We start from the raw sequence: 17,985 nt of genomic DNA, 5'->3' as shown, positions 1-17,985 counted from the left end.
GCCTTGACATAAAATCTGAATTGAGTAGATTTTTGGCTTACCAAGCGCTCTGGTCGCTTAAAACTTACAGCTTATGACTTATAGCTCTAATTATAACTTATAGCTTTAAATCAGTTCATCAAACAAATCAAATAACTTATCTAGCTCTTCGATGGTGTTGTAGTGCATACAACCAATGCGTACAACGCCGCCAGTATCCAATACACCCAATTGCTTGCATAATCCCTGAGCGTAGAAGTTACCATCCCACACACATACATGTTGCTTACCTAAAAACTCAGACACCTGACGTGGCTCAAGCCCTACAAAGGTTAAAGCAAAAGTTGGGGTACGTTCAGCTAAACGATCTAAATCATCAATACCAAATAGTTTGATCTTAGGATAGTTAACTAGTCGAGTAAGGAAGTACTCACTTAACGCCATTTCATGCTGTTTAGTTTTTGCAAAAGCAGAAGCTAATTTATCGCGGCGTGAATAGCTACCATCAAGCTCACTAATATCTGCAATGTAGTCAACAGCAGCAATTAAACCTGCGAGTGCTTCAAAGCTTTGCGTGCCGGTTTCCCAGCGCCCAGGAATAACATCTTTGGCAGGCTCGACTTTGTATGGTCGAAACTCTTCAAGGTGCTCACGCTTACCGTACACCATACCTAAATGTGGGCCGAAAAACTTATACGCAGAGCAGGCCAAAAAATCACAATCAAGTGCTTGAACATCAATCAGCTCATGTGGCGCATAATGCACAGCATCCACATACACCAAAGCACCTACCCTATGAGCCATTTCAACAATACGTTTAATGTCGTTTATAGAGCCGGTAGTGTTTGATGCATAAGTAACGGCTACTAATTTGGTTTTAGTACTCAGTAAGCTTGTAAAATGCGCTAAATCTAAGCTGCAATCAGCTTCGTTAATCAATACAGTATTAACCTTTGCGCCTTTATCTTCTGCAGCCTGCTGCCAAGAAGATACATTTGAGAAGTGATCTGCATTGGTCACGATAATCTCATCACCCGCTTGCCAATCACGAGAAATCGCACGGCTAAAGCTAAAAGTAAGGCTAGTCATATTCGCACCGAATACAATTTGATCGCGCGATGGGGAATTAAGTAAATCAGCAGCCGCTTGGCGCGCATCAGCCATTAACTCAACGGTTTTTTCACTCGAAAAAAATGCACCGCCTAAATTCGAGTTGTAATAACCTAAATAAGCCGACATTGCACTCAAAACAGGCTGTGGTACTTGTGAGCCACCCGGGCCATCTAAAAATATTGGTGACTTACCAGCTACTTGCTGCATTAGGGCCGGAAATTGGCGGCGTAATTGTGTTAAGTTCATTGCTATTCCTTAAGCTGTCAGTACGAAGCAGTCAAGATAACCCGCTTTTGTGTCATCAATTTTATTCATCGGTGTTGCGTTATGCCAAACTTCACGGTCATTAATTAATGCAAACATACCGTCTTTAATTTCCATTTTAAAACAAGGCTCAGCTTGCTTATTTTCATACACCAACAACTCACCACCTTCTAAGTTTTCGTGAGATACACCACAAATACAAACGTGATCAAAGCCATCTTGATGAATACCTTCTGGCGCAGGCGGCGTATCACTTTCAATAGCAAGCATACGAAATTGATGAATTTCAATATCACGCTCTTCGCTTATACCGGTAATGGCACGAAACTCATTGACGATACTTTTCATCCCTTCGCTTGCCAATAAACTCGGCTCTAAATTTTCGTAAGTGCGCTCAACATTACCTTGGAAAGTATTGATTGAATCATCTTGTACAAATGCTTTTGTGGCTTGTAAAACAAGTTCATCATTTTGCACTTTAATTACTGAATAGCGGCGTTTACGAAACGCACCGTCGGCATACGGGTTAGCCGGAAGATTAGCAAACGATGGCTTAACAGCCTCAATATGAGCTTGGTTTACAAAGCGAAGTTGTAATAGGTTCTGGTTGTTTAATGCTGTCATAAAAATCTCGCCTAAAAATAAGAGGATTAACTCATAAATAATGAAGGGATTTTAATGCAAATAGAGGGGATTTTTTGCGTCTTTACTTGATTAAAGTAAGGTTAAAGTAGAATTTTAAGTTCTAAAATATCATCATAATGAAATTTTAATCTAACAACAAAATGACCAATGGAATTTCTATTTATAAACATCAATAACAAAAACACTTAAAGAGTCCAACTAACCTCATATTTATTTTTCAATCTTCAACTACAAGTTCAACTTAGTCGCAGGCTGGTAAGGTAGGTTGTAGCGCCACATTCTTAATGTTCAACTAAATACGAATAATATTTCAGCATCCCTAATAAAAAAGCCTGCTAAGCAGGCTGTCATATACAAACGAGTTAAAATTAAACAGCTTGTTGAATAATCACGTTGTCTGCTTTTTTAGTGTAAGCAGGCATGCGATGGAAGTTCAAGTAACGGTATGTATCTGATGCTGTTGCATTGATCTTCGCAGCATATTCTTGATACTCAGCAGATGTTGGTAATCTACCTAAAATTGCAGCGATTGCAGCAAGTTCAGATGAAGCTAAAAATACGTTTGCACCATTACCTAAACGGTTCGGGAAGTTACGTGTAGAGGTAGACACAACTGTTGCTTGATCTGCAACACGTGCTTGGTTACCCATACATAGTGAACAACCTGGAGTTTCGATACGTGCGCCAACACGACCAAAAATACCGTAATAACCTTCTTCTGTAAGTTGGTCTTTATCCATCTTAGTTGGTGGAGCAACCCAAAGCTGAGTCGGTAATTGACCTTTAAAGCCATCAAGCAACTTACCAGCAGCACGGAAGTGACCAATATTAGTCATACAAGAGCCGATGAATACTTCATCAATTTTCTCGCCTGCAACATCAGAAAGAAGACGCGCATCATCTGGATCATTTGGTGCACAAAGAACTGGCTCTTTAATTTCAGCTAAATCGATATCAACTATATGAGCGTACTCAGCGTCTTTATCAGCTTCCATAAGTTCTGGGTTAGCTAACCACTCTTGCATTGCCGTAACACGACGTTCAATCGTACGTACATCACCGTAACCTTCAGAGATCATCCACTTCAGCATAACAATGTTTGATTCTAGATATTCAGAAATAGATTCTTTAGATAACTTAACAGTACAACCTGCCGCCGAACGCTCTGCAGATGCATCAGATAATTCAAATGCTTGCTCAACAGTTAGGTGCTCAACGCCTTCAATTTCTAGTACTCGACCAGAGAATTCGTTAATTTTTCCTTTTTTCTCAACGGTTAATAAGCCTTGCTTAATACCGTAGTAAGGGATTGCATGTACTAGGTCACGTAATGTGATACCAGGCTGCATTTCGCCTTTAAAACGGACTAAAATTGATTCAGGCATATCAAGTGGCATTACACCAGTTGCTGCTGCGAATGCTACTGCACCCGACCCCGCTGGGAATGAAATGCCTAATGGGAAACGTGTATGTGAATCACCACCAGTACCGACGGTATCTGGTAATAACATACGGTTTAACCATGAGTGGATAATACCGTCACCTGGGCGAAGTGAAACACCGCCACGGTTCATGATGAAATCAGGAAGCGTATGGTGAGTATTTACATCAATAGGTTTAGGGTAAGCTGATGTATGACAGAAAGACTGCATTGTTAAATCTGCAGAGAAACCTAAACACGCTAAATCTTTAAGTTCATCACGCGTCATAGGACCGGTTGTATCTTGCGAACCAACAGTAGTCATTTTAGGCTCACAGTATTGACCAGGGCGAATACCTGCAACGTTACATGCTTTACCAACCATTTTTTGCGCTAGTGTGAAGCCTTTATCAGAAACTTCTGTTGCTGTTGGTACTTTAAATACATCAGTTGCACCCAAGCCAAGAGATGTACGCGCTTTGTCAGTTAAACCACGACCAATGATTAGTGGGATACGACCACCAGCACGAACTTCATCTAAAATTACCTCAGATTTAAGTTCAAAAGTAGAAATAATTTCATCAGTACCGTGACGCTTAACAACACCTTCGTAAGGGAAGATATCGATTTGCTCACCCATGTTAAGTTCATCAACATTTAATTCGATTGGTAATGCGCCTGAATCTTCCATTGTGTTGAAGAAGATTGGCGCAATTTTATTACCTAAACATACACCGCCAACACGCTTGTTTGGTACAAACGGGATATCATCGCCCATAAACCAAAGTACAGAGTTAGTTGCTGACTTACGAGAAGAGCCAGTACCAACAACATCACCTACGTAGGCAAGTGGTAAGCCTTTCGTTTTTAATTCTTCAAGTTGTGTAATTGGGCCAACTTCACCAGCTTTATCAGGTGTAATACCGTCACGCTCAATTTTTAGCATTGCTAAAGCATGCAATGGAATATCAGGACGTGACCATGCGTCTGGCGCTGGTGATAAATCATCAGTATTTGTTTCGCCAGTTACTTTGAATACCGTAACTGAGATTTTTTCAGCAACCGCAGGTTTATTGGTAAACCATTCTGCAGCAGCCCAAGATTCAATAATTTGCTTAGCGTATTCATTACCCGCTTTTGCTTTTTCTTCAACGTCATAAAATGCATCAAACATTAATAACGTATTTGCAAGACCTTTAACAACGATTGGCGCAAGCGATTCTTCGTCAAGTAGCTCAATCATGGGGGCGATGTTGTAACCGCCAAGCATTGTGCCTAATAGCTCAGCTGCTTTTTCTTTTGAAATTAGTGGTGAAGTTGCCTCACCTTTAGCAACTGCGGCTAAAAAACCAGCTTTAATGTAAGCTGCGTCATCCACACCTGGCGGCACGCGATTTACTAATAAGTCTAAAATAAACTCTTCTTCACCTGCAGGTGGTGTTTTAACTAGCTCGATAAGATCAGCCGTTTGCTGAGCATCCAATGGCGCTGGTACGATACCTAACGCGGCACGTTCTTCTACGTGTTTACGATAATCTTCTAGCACAATATTGCCCTCTTGGTGACGTGAAAGTATTCAGTAATACGCGTTCTCGCGAAAAATTACTCAATACTTATAGTATTCTGACGATTAATTATAAAGCTTTTAAATATAGATGAAAGTCCATGCAATCAAGCAAAATTTTATACTCACTATAAATACTATGAATAGTCAAAAAGGAAAACACCATTCACATGAATGTTAATTAACTGCGAATCATTACTATTTTATTAGGCATAAAAAAACCCAGCATATTGCCGGGTTTTTAATAAATCAAATGCTATTAACGCTCAACTTTCACGCGTTCAATTGACTTAATGTGTGCTTCTACACGACGGTTTTCCGCGTGTGCAGCAGGTGTGTTGTCTGTATTTTTAAGACGCTCTTCGCCTAGACCAACAGTAGTAATACGATCTGCAGCAATGCCATCAGCAATTAGCTTAGCAGCAACTGCATCAGCACGCTTTTTAGATAACCACTTGTTGTAATCTGCTTTACCAACAGCAGAAGAATGACCTTCAAGTAATACTGTTGTATCTGTGTGCTCTTTTAAGAAGCCTGCAACTTTTTCAATACCGCTGTCATATTTGCCAGCAACAACCGACGCATTGTTAGGGAATGTTACTAACAAGCTCTTAGTTACTTCACGGTCTTCATATAGAGTACAACCTGTTCCATCAACAGCATCTGTCATTGGTGTGTTTGCACATTGGTCATCTGCATCAGGGATGTTATCACCATCGCTATCAACAGGAGCAACCGCTACAGGTACTACTGTAGCTGGAGCTGGAGCAGCTTTAACTGGCTCAGCTGCTGAACTTTGCTTACCAAATAAATAGCTAAGGCCAAGTTTAGCACCTACATCTGTGTAACCACGGTCAAGGCCTTGGTAAATAGATGTTTCAGCATTAAATGCGAAATTATCAGTGAAATAATGTTGGTAACCAGCACCCACATTAGCAAAAGTTAGGTTTTCTGTAATATCGATTTGTTTAAGACCGAAAATACCATAGAAAGGGCCGCCGTTGATGTGATAAAGACCATCAATACCTAAACGATCGCCGTCCATGCTTGTTGCGTTCATAGCAGGATTTACATTTGAAATGTCAAAATCCATATCAGCATATTCTAAGCGCGCGCTCCAGTAATCGTTAAAACGATAACCAATTTCCGCACCCCAACCAGTTGAATCATCAACGTTAGTACCTGCGCTACCACGGACATTTTCCCATGAAGCATCGTAATAATCGCCAAAAGCACCGATAAAGAAACCTTCTTTTTCAGCCGCGAAGCTTGAAGCGCTAGTTGCAGCTAGTGCTAAAGCAATAGTAAGTGATTTTAATTTCATTGTTTCCTTCCCATTTTCACAATTAAAATTGTAGCTAAGAAACCCTAGCTCAATAAGTTTGATTACAGAGTACCGTATCTTTAGTTAATCATTACTTAACAAAAACGTTTAAATGCATATATTTTGCAATTTAAATATTTATTAGAATAAAGCGCTCTACATTATAGTTCAGATAAAAGACTTTACCTAACTTACACATACATCGATTGTCAGCATTGTAATTGCTATCACTACTATTTCAGAAACAACGTTTCCAATATATTTGGCTTTAAAAATTTAAATGCTGAAGTTAATGGATGCATTATATTGGTTAATTTTAAATCAACAAGTAGCTAAGCATATTTATTTCTTATAATTATTAATAAATAACAGCTTTTAACTAAAGATCTGGATGAATAAGTAGCATCAATTCGTTCGTATCCGTTCAATTTACGAACAGCGACAAATAACAATAATTGATGCTGTTATTATGTACCACAAAATGTTTGGTAATTAGTGTCCATATCGACAGGCGGTGAGTACCAAAATGCAGGGCTTGCCAACAATTGGTAAGGCGACCTCAAGGCCGTTAAATATTCATCTAACATGCTGCTTTCACCAGTACTTTCATACTGCTGTATTATGCTTTCAACGATATGATTACGCGGGATCAAGCGTGGGTTGGCTTGGCGCATCAGCTGATAGCTTTGCGTATTTGTTCTGGCTAACCACTTAATAGACCAACCAGCCAAGTCACTCGGAATAGCAGTCTGACCTTGCAGTGATTCTGTTAAGGAGTCAAAAGTATTGGTGTAATCAAGCTGATGAGTTTTCAGTAAAGTTAATAACTCGGATACTAATTCAGCATCACCATCTTGATGACCATCAAAGCCCAACTTTTTCGCCCACATCTGTGTAAAAGCTTGCTGAAACTGCTCAGCAAAACCATTTATTAATGGGCTTAGTAGCTCAACAGCCTGCTCTTCGTCATCGCTAATTAAAGGAATTAAACTTTCAGCTAAACGTGCACAATTCCAATTAGCAATATTAGGTTGATTGCCAAAAGCATAGCGGCCTTGGCGATCAATAGAACTAAATACAGTATCAAAATCAAACTGATTCATCATTGCACAAGGGCCATAATCGATGGTCTCACCACTGACGAGCGTATTATCAGTATTCATTACTCCATGAATAAAACCAACGCGCATCCAGCTAACAATCAGGCTAACTTGCTTTTCAATCACCGCACTTAAAAATGCCAAATAACGCGCAGAGCCCGTAGAATTTATCTCAGGATAATGACGCTCAATAGCTAAATCAGCTAAATTTTTTAAACCAGCAACATCACCTTGCGCAGCTAAATACTGAAACGAACCGACACGTATATGACTACTAGCAACGCGGGTAACAATGGCTCCTTGTTGTGGTGGTTGACGGTAAACTGTTTCACCACTGGCAACAACTGCCAAACAACGTGTCGTCGGTATGCCAAGCCCGTGCATTGCCTCACTCATTATATATTCACGTACCGCAGGACCGATTGCGCAACGGCCATCACCTCCACGTGAAAATGGCGTAGCACCAGAACCTTTGAGTTGAATGTCCCAAAGCTGTTGCTGCTGATCAGTGACAGCCCCTAATAAATGTGCTCGCCCATCACCTAAACGCGGTGAAAAATGTCCAAATTGATGCCCTGAGTAACCTAATGCCACAGCAGCAACATCGCTGTTATTAAGATTACCAGAAAAAATTACCGCACGTTCTGATGTGGCAACCTCAATATTAATCTGCCTAGCTAACGTATCGTTCCACAGCAGTAAGTTTGGAGCAATAACAGCACTTGGCTGATCAGCCACAGCAAAATCATCAGCAATCTGGGTGTAACGAGCAACTAATTTCATAGTATTCCTTAGGCTTGGGTTGTTTGTATGCCAACGCGATTATCGCCCACGCTGTATGCAACTAACAAACTGAGCTCTTGAAGGCTTAATCCGCTTTGTTGCTGCAATTCATTAAAAAAATGTTGAGCGCTGGTAAGTGACTTTTTAGTTTGTAAACCGCCATCAATTATCTTATGAGCACGGAGATAACTTTCTACATCACGCGAGAATAAAAAAGTGTCTTTCCCTAAGGTTCGCAATGCATAAGGGCCGGTGTTACCACCTAAACGCGCCCCATGCTTTTTTAAATACCCCCACAAACCAATAATATCGTCGCTCGGCCAATCTGCAATAAACTGACTAAAACTGCCATGTTCACTTGCCACTTCATGGATCATATACGCATTTTCTGGGATCGTTTGCACTTTTTTAAAGTTACGAACGATTCGCTCATCGGTGGCTTTTTGCTCAAGCATATCTGGCGGCATCATTAATAATTTAGCCACACTAAAATCCCAAAATACTTCCCGAAAACCTGGCCATTTATTGTTGATCACTGACCAATAAAAACCACTTTGAAAAATTTTGCGGGTAAACTCTTCAAGCCATGCATCATCAGGTAAAGCAGTTAATTGCTTTGCATTTTGAGGGGCAACAAGTAAGTGCTGTAACATTACTTCGCTACCTTTTCGCTGTGCCGCTCGTTGATATATATCTTGAAATTTTTCCATTACTCACTACCACTGCTTGTTATTACGCTTACTGTAACGCTATTTACGTTGTAAAAAAATGTCAGGAGCACATTGCAGCTAAAAATAAACTTAAAAATATCCAGCCTTGACACCTAGACGGCTAAAATGCTTTAATCTTCCGTATTACCCCTATTAAAGGTGTGAGTTTTAAACGATAAAACTTGCACCATGGGCTAGAAGAGGTGCGTTATTCAGGTAACGTATGTGAGGAGCACACACTCCAGTGATCATACGTGAGGGGAATTAACGCCGAGAAGTAACACTTTTTGTGAAGTTTTACTTCGGGCGACTGGGTTGAATCCCAGCGACTGTCACCAATAGCAGCTTGGCTGTTAAAATATTTGGTGGAGAGCTTCTGGTCTTAGCGTAATAAGGCCATAGCGCCCTATTATATTAAGCCCATTCGCTCTTCGAATTATTAGTTCGAACGACGTTAATGTGGCTCCAATCATAAAAGCTTATTAACTCCTCGAATCACTTATAAGTTCGTGAGAGATGATCAATAACTTCAATTTAAATGACTACCCTTTGTGGACGGCACTCGTCACGCCATTTACTGACGCTGGTGAAGTCGACTATGCCACTCTTGATCAGTTAGTTGCACAGCAGCAAGTGGCTAACAATGGTATTTTATTACTTGGTAGCACTGGCGAAGGCCTCGCACTAACACTCAAAGAGCAACAAGCGATTGTTGAACACGTGTGCCAATTAACGCCAACAGTACCACTGATGGTTGCAGTAGGCGGTATAAACCTAAAGCAACAAATTGCCTGGGTTGAATACTGTAATCAGTTACCCATTCATAGCTATTTACTGGGCACTCCCCTATACGCTAAGCCCGGCGTAGTAGGCCAAACACATTGGTTTGAAAGCTTACTTAATACCAGTAAACATCCTTGCATGCTTTATAACGTACCAGGGCGCAGTGCTGTTGATATTCCATCGGCCGTAATTAGCAACTTAAAAGACCATAAAAACTTGTGGGCACTCAAAGAAGCCAGTGGCGACATTGCTAAATTTGAAGGTTTTAGAAAAGTCGCACCTAATTTAGCTATTTTTAGCGGTGACGATGCACTGATGCCTTACTTTGCCCAGGCTGGCGCAAAAGGTTTAGTCTCTGTGGCTGCTAATGCATGGCCTGTGCAAACCCATGAGTTTGTAAAACGAAGTCTCAGCGGTCAACACCCCAATTTATTTGCCGACTGGTCACAAGCCATTCAAAGCTTGTTTGCTGTCGCAAACCCTATCCCCGTCAAAGTATTGATGCATTTACAAGGGCGAATTAACAGCCCGTACTTACGTCCACCTTTGACGCATCTTGAGTTAACGCAAACTGATTGTATTAACAACGCAAACAACACCATTTTATCTTGGCATTAAATACAGGTTTTTATAATGAGCTGGTTAGAACTACTAAATAATTTAGAATCGGGCGCAGTGCGCGCAGCAACACAAGACGACAACGGCCAATGGCATGCTAACGTTCTGGTAAAACAAGGTATTTTAGAAGCGTTTAAAAATGGCACTAATACCGAATTTCCAGGTGGCTTTGTTGATAAACACAATTTAGCACCACAAGGTTTTGCAGCCGATGCTGGAGTGCGTATGGTACCTGGTGGCTCAAGCGTTCGCCGTGGCGCACACGTTGCTAAGGGCACGATTATTATGCCACCAGCATATGTAAACATTGGTGCGTTTATCGATGAAGGCACTATGGTTGATAGCCACGCGTTAGTGGGGTCGTGTGCGCAAGTAGGTAAAAATGTACATTTAAGCGCTGCAGTACAACTAGGCGGTGTACTTGAACCTATTGGTGCAAGCCCGGTGGTGGTAGAAGACGATGCATTCATCGGTGCAGGTTGCGTGATTGTTGAAGGCGTAGTAGTGAAAAAAGGCGCGGTGCTCGCACCAGGTGTACGCTTATCAGCAACTATTCCAGTTTATGACTGTGTTAATGAGCGCCAGCTGGCTAAAGGCGAGCCTATTCCTGAATACGCGATTGTTATTCCAGGCTCTCGTCCAGCTTCTAATACTTGGGCCCGCGAGCAAGGATTAAGTATGTCGTGTGCATTAATTGTAAAATACCGTGATGAACAAAGTGATGCATCATTGCTGCTTGAAGAGGTTTTACGTTAATGAGCTTTTTGAGCACGCCAGTTAAAACCGCCATTGATGAGCTATCAACTACGCTTGATACACCATTTTTTATTTACGACCTTGATACATTAAACGCACACTTAACGCGATTAGTGGCGCAAACTGAGGTAAAACTGTGGTATGCCGTAAAAGCTAATCCATTATCTAAAGTCATTCAAAGCTTAGATAACGTGGGTTTTAACTTTGATGTAGCAAGTAAAGGCGAACTTGAGCAAGTTCTGGCACAAGGTATTAACAGCGAGCGCGTGCTCAATACAGGGCCTGCCAAAAGCCCAAAACAAATTAAACACTTTATTGCGCGCGGCGTACGTACCTTTGTTGCCGAAAGCCTTAATCAAGTACGCTGGCTTAACGAGCAAGCAAGCTTACAAAACTGTCAGTTACAGGTATTACTGCGAGTGCAATTACGCTGGCCTGAAGGGGAAAAAAACCCACTTGGTGGCGATAGCCTTACTCCATTTGGTTTAGGTTGCGATGAATGGCAAGCGCTAAATACTAGCGACTACCCAGCGCTTAGCTTTGATGGCCTGCATATTTTTCAATGGGGCAACATGCTCAGCAGCGACAAGCTAGCTGAACTTTGGTCACAAATGATTGCACCGCTAACAAAGCTTGCCAACGACTTAGGTATTCACTTAAAAGTACTCGACTTAGGCGGTGGTTTAGGTATTCCTTACACTCTTGATGCACCAACCTTAAGTTGGGATGCGCTCATTGATGCATTAGCTAACATTAAACATGCCGCAGGCGTACAAGAACTCTGGATGGAGCTTGGCCGTTATGCTGTGGGCGAATGCGGTCATTACGCAACGCCTGTCGTTGAGCGAAAACTTAACTATGCCCAACAACAAGTAATCTTAAGCGGCGGTATTAATCATTTATTGCGCCCTGCAGTCACCAGCCAAGATTTCCCAGCACGATTATTACGAGACTCAACTGCTGCATACCAAACTATGAGCTTATATGGGCCATTATGTACAGCACTTGATTGCTTAGGTGAACACCAATTACCTAGTGATTTAAATGAGCAAGACTGGCTGGTCTTTAGCCAATGTGGCGCGTACGGCTTTACCGAAAGTATGCCGTATTTTTTATGTCATGAGCTAGCAGCTGAATACACATTACAAAATGGCGAGCTTAACTGTATTCGCACAGCTGAAGATGCCAGCTACTACTTAAGGTAATTGAGATGAGTACGACTAAAGCTATAAGCCAAGAAAACATAGTAGTTGGTGAAGTTGCCAACGGCCTACCGCTCACAATTCCTGTCTATCGTTTAAAAGGCGATGGCACTGGGCCAAGTGTGTATGTACAAGCTAATATGCACGGTGCAGAAGTACAAGGCAATGCGGTTATTTACCAATTACTTGAGCAGCTTAAGCATCTTGAACTCAAAGGCGATATCACCCTGGTGCCTTACGCGAACCCAATTGGTTGCAATCAAAAATCGGGCGAATTCACCCTTGGTCGTTTTGATCCAATCACCGGCACCAACTGGAACCGCATGTATCACTACAATAGTAAGCTCGCGAGCCAATTTGCTGAGCAATATAGTGATGCCGATGAGCAAACCTTAAAAAGTGCGTTTAAAGCCGCACTGATTGATGAAGTAGAGCAACAACTAAGCGGTCCAGCTTATCGCCTAACTACAGGCAAACGCATTGCACTTAACTTGCAAAAATTGGCACACCAAGCTGATATCATGCTCGACTTACACACAGGCCCCATTTCGAGTCAGCATTTATATTGCCCAGATTATGCCAAGGCCAGTGCCAACTACTTTAATATTCCTCATGTATTAATCATTCCTAATGATTTTGCAGGAGCAATGGATGAAGCAAGTTTTTGCCCATGGTGGCAATTAACCGAGGCATTAGCTCAACAAGGGCGTGACTTTGCTGTTCAAGTTGAAGCGTTTACGGTTGAACTCGGCAGCCAAGAAAAAATCGATTTAACTGCGGCCCTTGATGATGCTAATAGTATTTTAAGTTACCTAAATCATAAGCAGGTATTCGTTGATGCCCCCTATCAGCCAAAAGTAATGAAGCGCTACGGCTGTGATTTAAATGATTACCTTGCTTACTATGCACCTATGGGCGGCATGGTTGAGTATATCGCGCCACTTGGCGGCCATATTAAAGCCGGCGAGCCCATAGCTAAAGTATTGCGAATGGAGCGCTACCTAGCAGAGCAACCATTACAAACCCTAACACTTGATTGTGACGCCATCGCGATTTTGCATTTTGCTTCAGCAAGCGTAAACCAAGGCACCGAACTATATAAATTCTTTACTAACGTATTTGAGCTTTAATTTTTATATCAAGCTCAACCCTTCTCATTGCGTGAGAGCACGACTATCCAATTGGAAAAAGTGCATTGAACAAGCGGCTTCGGCCGCTTTTTCTTTGTATTTATGATCGAAAAGCGCCACAATCACGTAAGTTCAGTAACAATTCACTGATATTCAGTTACAGTAAATGCTGGATAAATGTATGGGATAGGTATCTTAGTCGTTTTATGATACTGAAATTAGCCTATTCTCATTTACGAAAAACACAATAGCTACTCTCTATTTGATTTTATCAAAGGAATAATAATGACTTGGCACTATGGGATCCTATTTACTGCACTATTATCAAGCACTGTATTCGCACAATCAGAATCAACAGCAAAAACCAACGAGCAAGATGATGATGTCGAGCTAGTAAAGCAATGTATTTTAAATGAGGCAATTGGCGGGGCTGGCGAGATGACGCTAGCACAACTGCGTAAAAAATGCTCATCACTTGATGAAAGCAAACAACTTACCGCACTCGATAAGCGCCAAGCACGCGAAGAAGTAAGTAAAGAAAACCGTAATGTTATTACCCCACACAAACGTAACTACATTTTACCTGTTTCTTATGTATCCCACCCAAACAATAGCTCGTTTGAAGCGTATGACGAACTAACCGGTGAAAAACAAGATGAACCACTCGATAACTTAGAAGCAAAATATCAGCTTTCAATTAAGGTACCTATTTTCGATGATTTTTCTGATGAAGACCAGGCTATATTTTTTGCCTTTACATTACAGTCATATTGGCAGCTTTATAACAAAGAAAGCTCCTCACCATTTCGTGAGACCAACTATGAGCCAGAAATTTTTTGGGTTAATTATTTAGATAAGAAGCACGTTCCATGGGGCGACGAAATGGCAGTAGTCCTTGGTATTTCGCATCAATCTAACGGTAATAGTCAGCCTCAGTCGCGCTCATGGAACCGTATTTATGCAAACTTTCTGTGGGAAAACGATGGCTATGTGTTTAGCTTTAAACCTTGGTACCGTATTTCAGAAAGCGAGAAGGAAACGCCATTAGATCCAAGAGGTGATGATAACCCTGATATTTACAAATACATGGGTTACTTTGAATTTAGCGGTGCATATCGACTTAATGATCATGAATTTAGTTTTATGACACGTAACAACTTAAATTCAGACAATCGTGGCGCAATTCAACTTGATTGGTCATTCCCGTTATGGGGCCGAGTTCGCGGTTACGCCCAATACTTCAACGGCTACGGTGAAAGTTTAATTGATTATAACGCTGACATAGAACGTATTGGCGTGGGTATATTATTAACTGATTTACTATAAAAAAAGGCCAAGCAATTGCTTGGCCTTATCTTTTGTTTGCTCTGAATTCTAACTACTTAATAATTCTAAATGTACCTTCAAACTCAGCAACCAGTAACTCACCATCGTAGATTTCCACTGGCACTACATAGCTCGCTTTACCTTCTGACTCTAACTCGGCTAATTTACCCTTACAGCCGCTTAAATCAACGCTGCCACGAGGGTCGTTATTAAGCGGTTTTAAATATTTAATATTAGCATCAGCTAACACAATATTACCTTCAAGCCCGGCTTCTTTGAGTGCTAAATAAGTCGCGCCCCAGCCGGTTAACGTCGCTAAACTATAAATAGAGCCAGCAAACATAGTGTTATGCAAGTTTAAGTTCGCATTTAAATCTGCACTGGTGGTAAATTGCCAATCAGTGTAACTTTCAACTTTAATGCCCATAGCATCGCTGATCGGAATAGATTCGCGCCAGGTATTTTGCAGAACTTGGGTCCAATTGGGATGGCGGAACCAGCCTGGCTCAGACGGTTTTTGTTTCACCATTTTCCAGTGTTGTACATCATCGTAAGCTAAGTGAGCCTTTTCTTTTAATTCATAACCATGACGTTTGTAAAATTCTAATGCTCGTTCACGAGCGAATAAAACTAACTCATCGGCGTCTTGAGTCCAGGCTATTTTCTCGAGCTCATGCAATAAACGGCTACCAATGTGTTGATTACGGTTACCTTGTGCAACGGCCATATAACGGACTTGCGCTTGTTGTTGATTATTAAAATGCAGTCGTGCAACACCTAACACTGCCCCCTCTTTATTTTTAATAAAGCGATGCTCAGCATCTTGCTCTAAATCATCCTGCTCAGAACCACGCGGTTCATTCCAAGGCGCGCGCAATACTTGCCAACGTAATTGATAATACGCTTGCCAATCTTCGCTACTTTGTGGTGTTGTCACCTGAAACATAATCACTCCTGTTGCTACCAAGGCCGCAAACGCTTGCTAATTCAAGATGCGTTTATCTAACTAAAAATGCGGTCAGTTATTATTTGCAAACTACCATACTCCATCTGGTAAAAACTTGGAATACGACTTTGGTGAGCAACGCAAAATAACTGCTTTACCTGTAAAACTTGATAGACATATTGGCACTTTAGATTGACTCGTCTATGCTGATGTAACTATGGAACATTTTTTTGAAGACAACGGGGCAGTAAAACACAGCTTTATCGAAGATTGTCACCGTATCGGGCAACTACTCTATTGGCACAAATATGGCGCCGATTGCATTCAGGTACGCCAACATAAGCAGTTACGTTGGTTATTGATCAACGAAACACTACAGTCAGTGGTCGAGAAAAGCAGCCCAAGCCATTTGCTGTTTCCGCATTTACAATATTTAGCGCAATTATGGCAACCACTCCCGGCACCAAACGCCGTACTTGAACTGGGCTTAGGTGGCGGCGCTATCCGCAATTACTTACAACACACCTACCCTGATAGTCAGCTACTCTCTGTAGAGAAAAATCCGAATATCATTCATTGCTATAAGCGTTTTTTTGGTGGTGAGCATGCATCGAATTTACGCTGTTTTGATGCTGAAGCTGTATTAGAGCATGGCCCACAATACGATTGGATCATTCTTGACCTATTTAGCCAATTAGATGCGCCGTTATTTTTATACAAACACCGCTTTTATGAAAAACTGCGCTGTGCTTTAACTAAAAATGGCTATTTATTTATTAATTTTTTATCGGGTCATGAATCACAATTAAAGCAGTTAGAACATTTGCTGATCACCACTTTTGGTAAAATACCTAGCATCGAAAAAATTCCAGGTTATGCCAACAACATCGTGGTGATCAGAAAATAACTGCTAGCCTTAACTACACTGTTAAATTAAATGTCACTGGCCCATCATTACATAAACTGACTTGCATATCCGCAGCAAATTGCCCTGTAGCTACGCTTAACCCCATAACTCTAGCTTGGCTAACAAAGTATTCGTATAGCTCATTAGCTTGTGCAGGTGTGGCTGCTGATGAAAAACTTGGCCGCATGCCTTTTTTAGTATCTGCCGCCAGAGTAAATTGCGATACCACCAATAACTCACCTTGAATATCTTGCAGGCTTAAATTCATTTTGTCGTTTTCATCGCTAAATACGCGGTAATTGCTAACTTTATGTAGCAGCTTATCAGTGCTTTGTTGATCATCATGCTTTTCAACCCCAAGCAACAATAAAAGCCCCTGCTCAATTTGACCAATTACCTGACCATCCACTTCAACTTTTGCGTGTTTTACGCGCTGAATTAATCCTTGCATCTATTCCTCGATAATTTGATACACATAAGATCGGCTGCACGCCGCACTGCCGCTAAATATACATTACTATCAACACCATGCCCAACACCATCTAAAATAAGTAACTGTGCGTTGAGTTGCTCAGCTAAATGCTGTACGGCATTAAAACGACACACTAAATCATGCCTGCCATGAATAAACCAAGTAGGAATTTTACTAATTTTTTTATAGTGTTCACCAATGAAGTTATCAGTAATAAAACACTGAGCAGTAAAGTAATGGACCATTAAACGCGCCATATTAAGCCCCAACTGTGGTGAACTTAACCCCCATTGATGTTGCTGTTTACCATGGCTTAATACGTTTTCCCATTGGCACCATAATTTAGCAAAGTGATTTGCATTAATTTGATTATCATCATTTAGTTGCCGCCGATAAAACGCAAAAATGCTGGCAACATCAGGTAAATCCTGAGAAAAACGCGCATATAATTCAGGATAAAAATGTGCAGCAGCACCATGACGACTATATAGCCACTGAAAATCGGCTGAAGTAGCTAAAAACGTGCCTCGTAAAATTAACCCATGTACATGTTGAGTGTGTTCGATGGCATACAGCAAACACAGAGTTGCTCCCCACGAACCACCGCTTAACACCCACTTTTCTAGTCCTAAGTAAGTGCGTAAATAATCAAGGTCAGCGACCAGTTCTGTGGTTGTATTAGCGCTAGTTAAATGAGGCGTTGATTGCCCGCAGCCGCGTTGGCTATATAAAATAATACGATAACGGGTAGGATCAAAGAAACGGCAATTATCAGCATGTAAACCTACGCCGGGCCCGCCATGGCAAATTACCACCGGCAAGCCAGCTGGATCACCGAACTCTTGTACATGAATTTGGTGCCCACTTCCCACACTCAAATGAAAATCATGGTATGGGGTAATATTTGGATATAACTGCATAATGCCGATTCTCCTATCAGCGA

General features: G+C 41.3%; 15 protein-coding genes and 1 riboswitch. Of the genes, 6 read left to right on the top strand and 9 right to left on the bottom strand.

The genetic code is table 11. From position 1 onward, the window contains the following. Positions 1 to 105: 105 nt before the first annotated feature. The 6 genes from H5203_RS13625 to H5203_RS13600 all read right to left on the bottom strand — a co-directional run bounded on the left by H5203_RS13625 (position 106) and on the right by H5203_RS13600 (position 8,902). Entirely contained in the window at positions 106 to 1,338 is a 1,233-nt protein-coding gene (locus H5203_RS13625) for a cysteine desulfurase-like protein (protein WP_145238006.1), read from the bottom strand. Between the two features lie 9 nt (positions 1,339 to 1,347). Next, positions 1,348 to 1,980, bottom strand: coding sequence for a 2OG-Fe dioxygenase family protein (locus H5203_RS13620; RefSeq protein ID WP_145238003.1), 633 nt, complete (start codon positions 1,978 to 1,980; stop codon positions 1,348 to 1,350). A 389-nt stretch (positions 1,981 to 2,369) separates the two neighbouring features. After that, positions 2,370 to 4,967, bottom strand: a complete 2,598-nt coding sequence (gene acnB, locus H5203_RS13615; protein WP_145238000.1) for a bifunctional aconitate hydratase 2/2-methylisocitrate dehydratase — start codon at positions 4,965 to 4,967, stop codon at positions 2,370 to 2,372. Positions 4,968 to 5,244: 277 nt separating this feature from the next. After that, positions 5,245 to 6,309 (bottom strand): OmpA family protein, encoded by a 1,065-nt coding sequence (locus tag H5203_RS13610; protein WP_145237997.1) that lies wholly within the window; start codon positions 6,307 to 6,309, stop codon positions 5,245 to 5,247. 467 nt (positions 6,310 to 6,776) lie between these two features. Then, positions 6,777 to 8,192 (bottom strand): YdiU family protein, encoded by a 1,416-nt coding sequence (locus tag H5203_RS13605; protein ID WP_145237994.1) that lies wholly within the window; start codon positions 8,190 to 8,192, stop codon positions 6,777 to 6,779. Positions 8,193 to 8,200: 8 nt separating this feature from the next. Continuing rightward, on the bottom strand, positions 8,201 to 8,902 hold the full coding sequence (locus H5203_RS13600) for a DNA-3-methyladenine glycosylase I (RefSeq protein ID WP_182732357.1): 702 nt from the start codon (positions 8,900 to 8,902) through the stop codon (positions 8,201 to 8,203). A gap of 190 nt (positions 8,903 to 9,092) precedes the next feature. Continuing rightward, positions 9,093 to 9,286, top strand: a riboswitch (Lysine riboswitch). A 132-nt stretch (positions 9,287 to 9,418) separates the two neighbouring features. On the opposite strand from H5203_RS13600, the gene dapA reads away from it, so the two are divergent. The 5 genes from dapA to H5203_RS13575 all read left to right on the top strand — a co-directional run bounded on the left by dapA (position 9,419) and on the right by H5203_RS13575 (position 14,717). After that, positions 9,419 to 10,303 (top strand): 4-hydroxy-tetrahydrodipicolinate synthase, encoded by an 885-nt coding sequence (dapA, locus tag H5203_RS13595; protein ID WP_145237988.1) that lies wholly within the window; start codon positions 9,419 to 9,421, stop codon positions 10,301 to 10,303. Positions 10,304 to 10,318: 15 nt separating this feature from the next. Then, entirely contained in the window at positions 10,319 to 11,059 is a 741-nt protein-coding gene (locus H5203_RS13590; protein ID WP_145237985.1) for a 2,3,4,5-tetrahydropyridine-2,6-dicarboxylate N-succinyltransferase, read from the top strand. Continuing rightward, positions 11,059 to 12,264, top strand: a complete 1,206-nt coding sequence (locus tag H5203_RS13585) for a PLP-dependent decarboxylase (protein WP_145237982.1) — start codon at positions 11,059 to 11,061, stop codon at positions 12,262 to 12,264. Before H5203_RS13590 ends, H5203_RS13585 begins: the two co-directional genes overlap by 1 nt. Positions 12,265 to 12,269: 5 nt before the next feature. Next, on the top strand, positions 12,270 to 13,391 hold the full coding sequence (locus H5203_RS13580) for a succinylglutamate desuccinylase/aspartoacylase family protein (RefSeq protein WP_182819867.1): 1,122 nt from the start codon (positions 12,270 to 12,272) through the stop codon (positions 13,389 to 13,391). A 285-nt stretch (positions 13,392 to 13,676) separates the two neighbouring features. Further along, complete coding sequence (locus tag H5203_RS13575; RefSeq protein ID WP_182819866.1) at positions 13,677 to 14,717, top strand: phospholipase A; 1,041 nt, start codon at positions 13,677 to 13,679, stop codon at positions 14,715 to 14,717. 52 nt (positions 14,718 to 14,769) lie between these two features. On the opposite strand, the gene H5203_RS13570 is transcribed toward H5203_RS13575, so the two are convergent. Next, positions 14,770 to 15,663, bottom strand: a complete 894-nt coding sequence (locus H5203_RS13570) for a bifunctional GNAT family N-acetyltransferase/hotdog fold thioesterase (protein ID WP_145237973.1) — start codon at positions 15,661 to 15,663, stop codon at positions 14,770 to 14,772. 217 nt (positions 15,664 to 15,880) lie between these two features. On the opposite strand from H5203_RS13570, the gene H5203_RS13565 reads away from it, so the two are divergent. Continuing rightward, positions 15,881 to 16,570, top strand: a complete 690-nt coding sequence (locus tag H5203_RS13565) for a spermidine synthase (protein WP_145237969.1) — start codon at positions 15,881 to 15,883, stop codon at positions 16,568 to 16,570. A 13-nt stretch (positions 16,571 to 16,583) separates the two neighbouring features. Here H5203_RS13565 and dtd read toward each other — a convergent pair whose 3' ends face one another. Next, positions 16,584 to 17,021 carry a D-aminoacyl-tRNA deacylase gene (gene dtd / locus H5203_RS13560; protein WP_182732350.1) on the bottom strand — a complete coding sequence of 146 codons (438 nt, stop codon included), beginning with the start codon at positions 17,019 to 17,021 and terminating at the stop codon, positions 16,584 to 16,586. Next, complete coding sequence (locus tag H5203_RS13555; RefSeq protein WP_145237966.1) at positions 17,009 to 17,962, bottom strand: alpha/beta fold hydrolase; 954 nt, start codon at positions 17,960 to 17,962, stop codon at positions 17,009 to 17,011. The genes dtd and H5203_RS13555 overlap by 13 nt, the downstream gene beginning before the upstream one ends. Positions 17,963 to 17,985 lie beyond the last annotated feature (23 nt).

The organism is Pseudoalteromonas sp. SG41-1, from assembly GCF_014164575.1.
In the GTDB taxonomy this organism is placed as follows: Bacteria; Pseudomonadota; Gammaproteobacteria; order Enterobacterales; family Alteromonadaceae; genus Pseudoalteromonas; species Pseudoalteromonas rhizosphaerae.
The sequence above is the reverse complement of the archived record's forward strand: the minus strand, read 5'-3'. Positions and strand labels throughout refer to the sequence as shown.

Excerpts from the sequence above, each read along its gene's own strand:
- H5203_RS13625 (WP_145238006.1), bottom strand. The coding sequence starts at position 1,338 with ATGAACTTAACACAATTACGCCGCCAATTTCCGGCCCTAATGCAGCAA.
- H5203_RS13620 (WP_145238003.1), bottom strand. The coding sequence starts at position 1,980 with ATGACAGCATTAAACAACCAGAACCTATTACAACTTCGCTTTGTAAAC.
- H5203_RS13610 (WP_145237997.1), bottom strand. The coding sequence starts at position 6,309 with ATGAAATTAAAATCACTTACTATTGCTTTAGCACTAGCTGCAACTAGC.
- H5203_RS13605 (WP_145237994.1), bottom strand. The coding sequence starts at position 8,192 with ATGAAATTAGTTGCTCGTTACACCCAGATTGCTGATGATTTTGCTGTG.
- H5203_RS13600 (WP_182732357.1), bottom strand. The coding sequence starts at position 8,902 with ATGGAAAAATTTCAAGATATATATCAACGAGCGGCACAGCGAAAAGGT.
- dapA (WP_145237988.1), top strand. The coding sequence starts at position 9,419 with ATGATCAATAACTTCAATTTAAATGACTACCCTTTGTGGACGGCACTC.
- H5203_RS13590 (WP_145237985.1), top strand. The coding sequence starts at position 10,319 with ATGAGCTGGTTAGAACTACTAAATAATTTAGAATCGGGCGCAGTGCGC.
- H5203_RS13585 (WP_145237982.1), top strand. The coding sequence starts at position 11,059 with ATGAGCTTTTTGAGCACGCCAGTTAAAACCGCCATTGATGAGCTATCA.
- H5203_RS13580 (WP_182819867.1), top strand. The coding sequence starts at position 12,270 with ATGAGTACGACTAAAGCTATAAGCCAAGAAAACATAGTAGTTGGTGAA.
- H5203_RS13575 (WP_182819866.1), top strand. The coding sequence starts at position 13,677 with ATGACTTGGCACTATGGGATCCTATTTACTGCACTATTATCAAGCACT.
- H5203_RS13570 (WP_145237973.1), bottom strand. The coding sequence starts at position 15,663 with ATGTTTCAGGTGACAACACCACAAAGTAGCGAAGATTGGCAAGCGTAT.
- H5203_RS13565 (WP_145237969.1), top strand. The coding sequence starts at position 15,881 with ATGGAACATTTTTTTGAAGACAACGGGGCAGTAAAACACAGCTTTATC.
- dtd (WP_182732350.1), bottom strand. The coding sequence starts at position 17,021 with ATGCAAGGATTAATTCAGCGCGTAAAACACGCAAAAGTTGAAGTGGAT.
- H5203_RS13555 (WP_145237966.1), bottom strand. The coding sequence starts at position 17,962 with ATGCAGTTATATCCAAATATTACCCCATACCATGATTTTCATTTGAGT.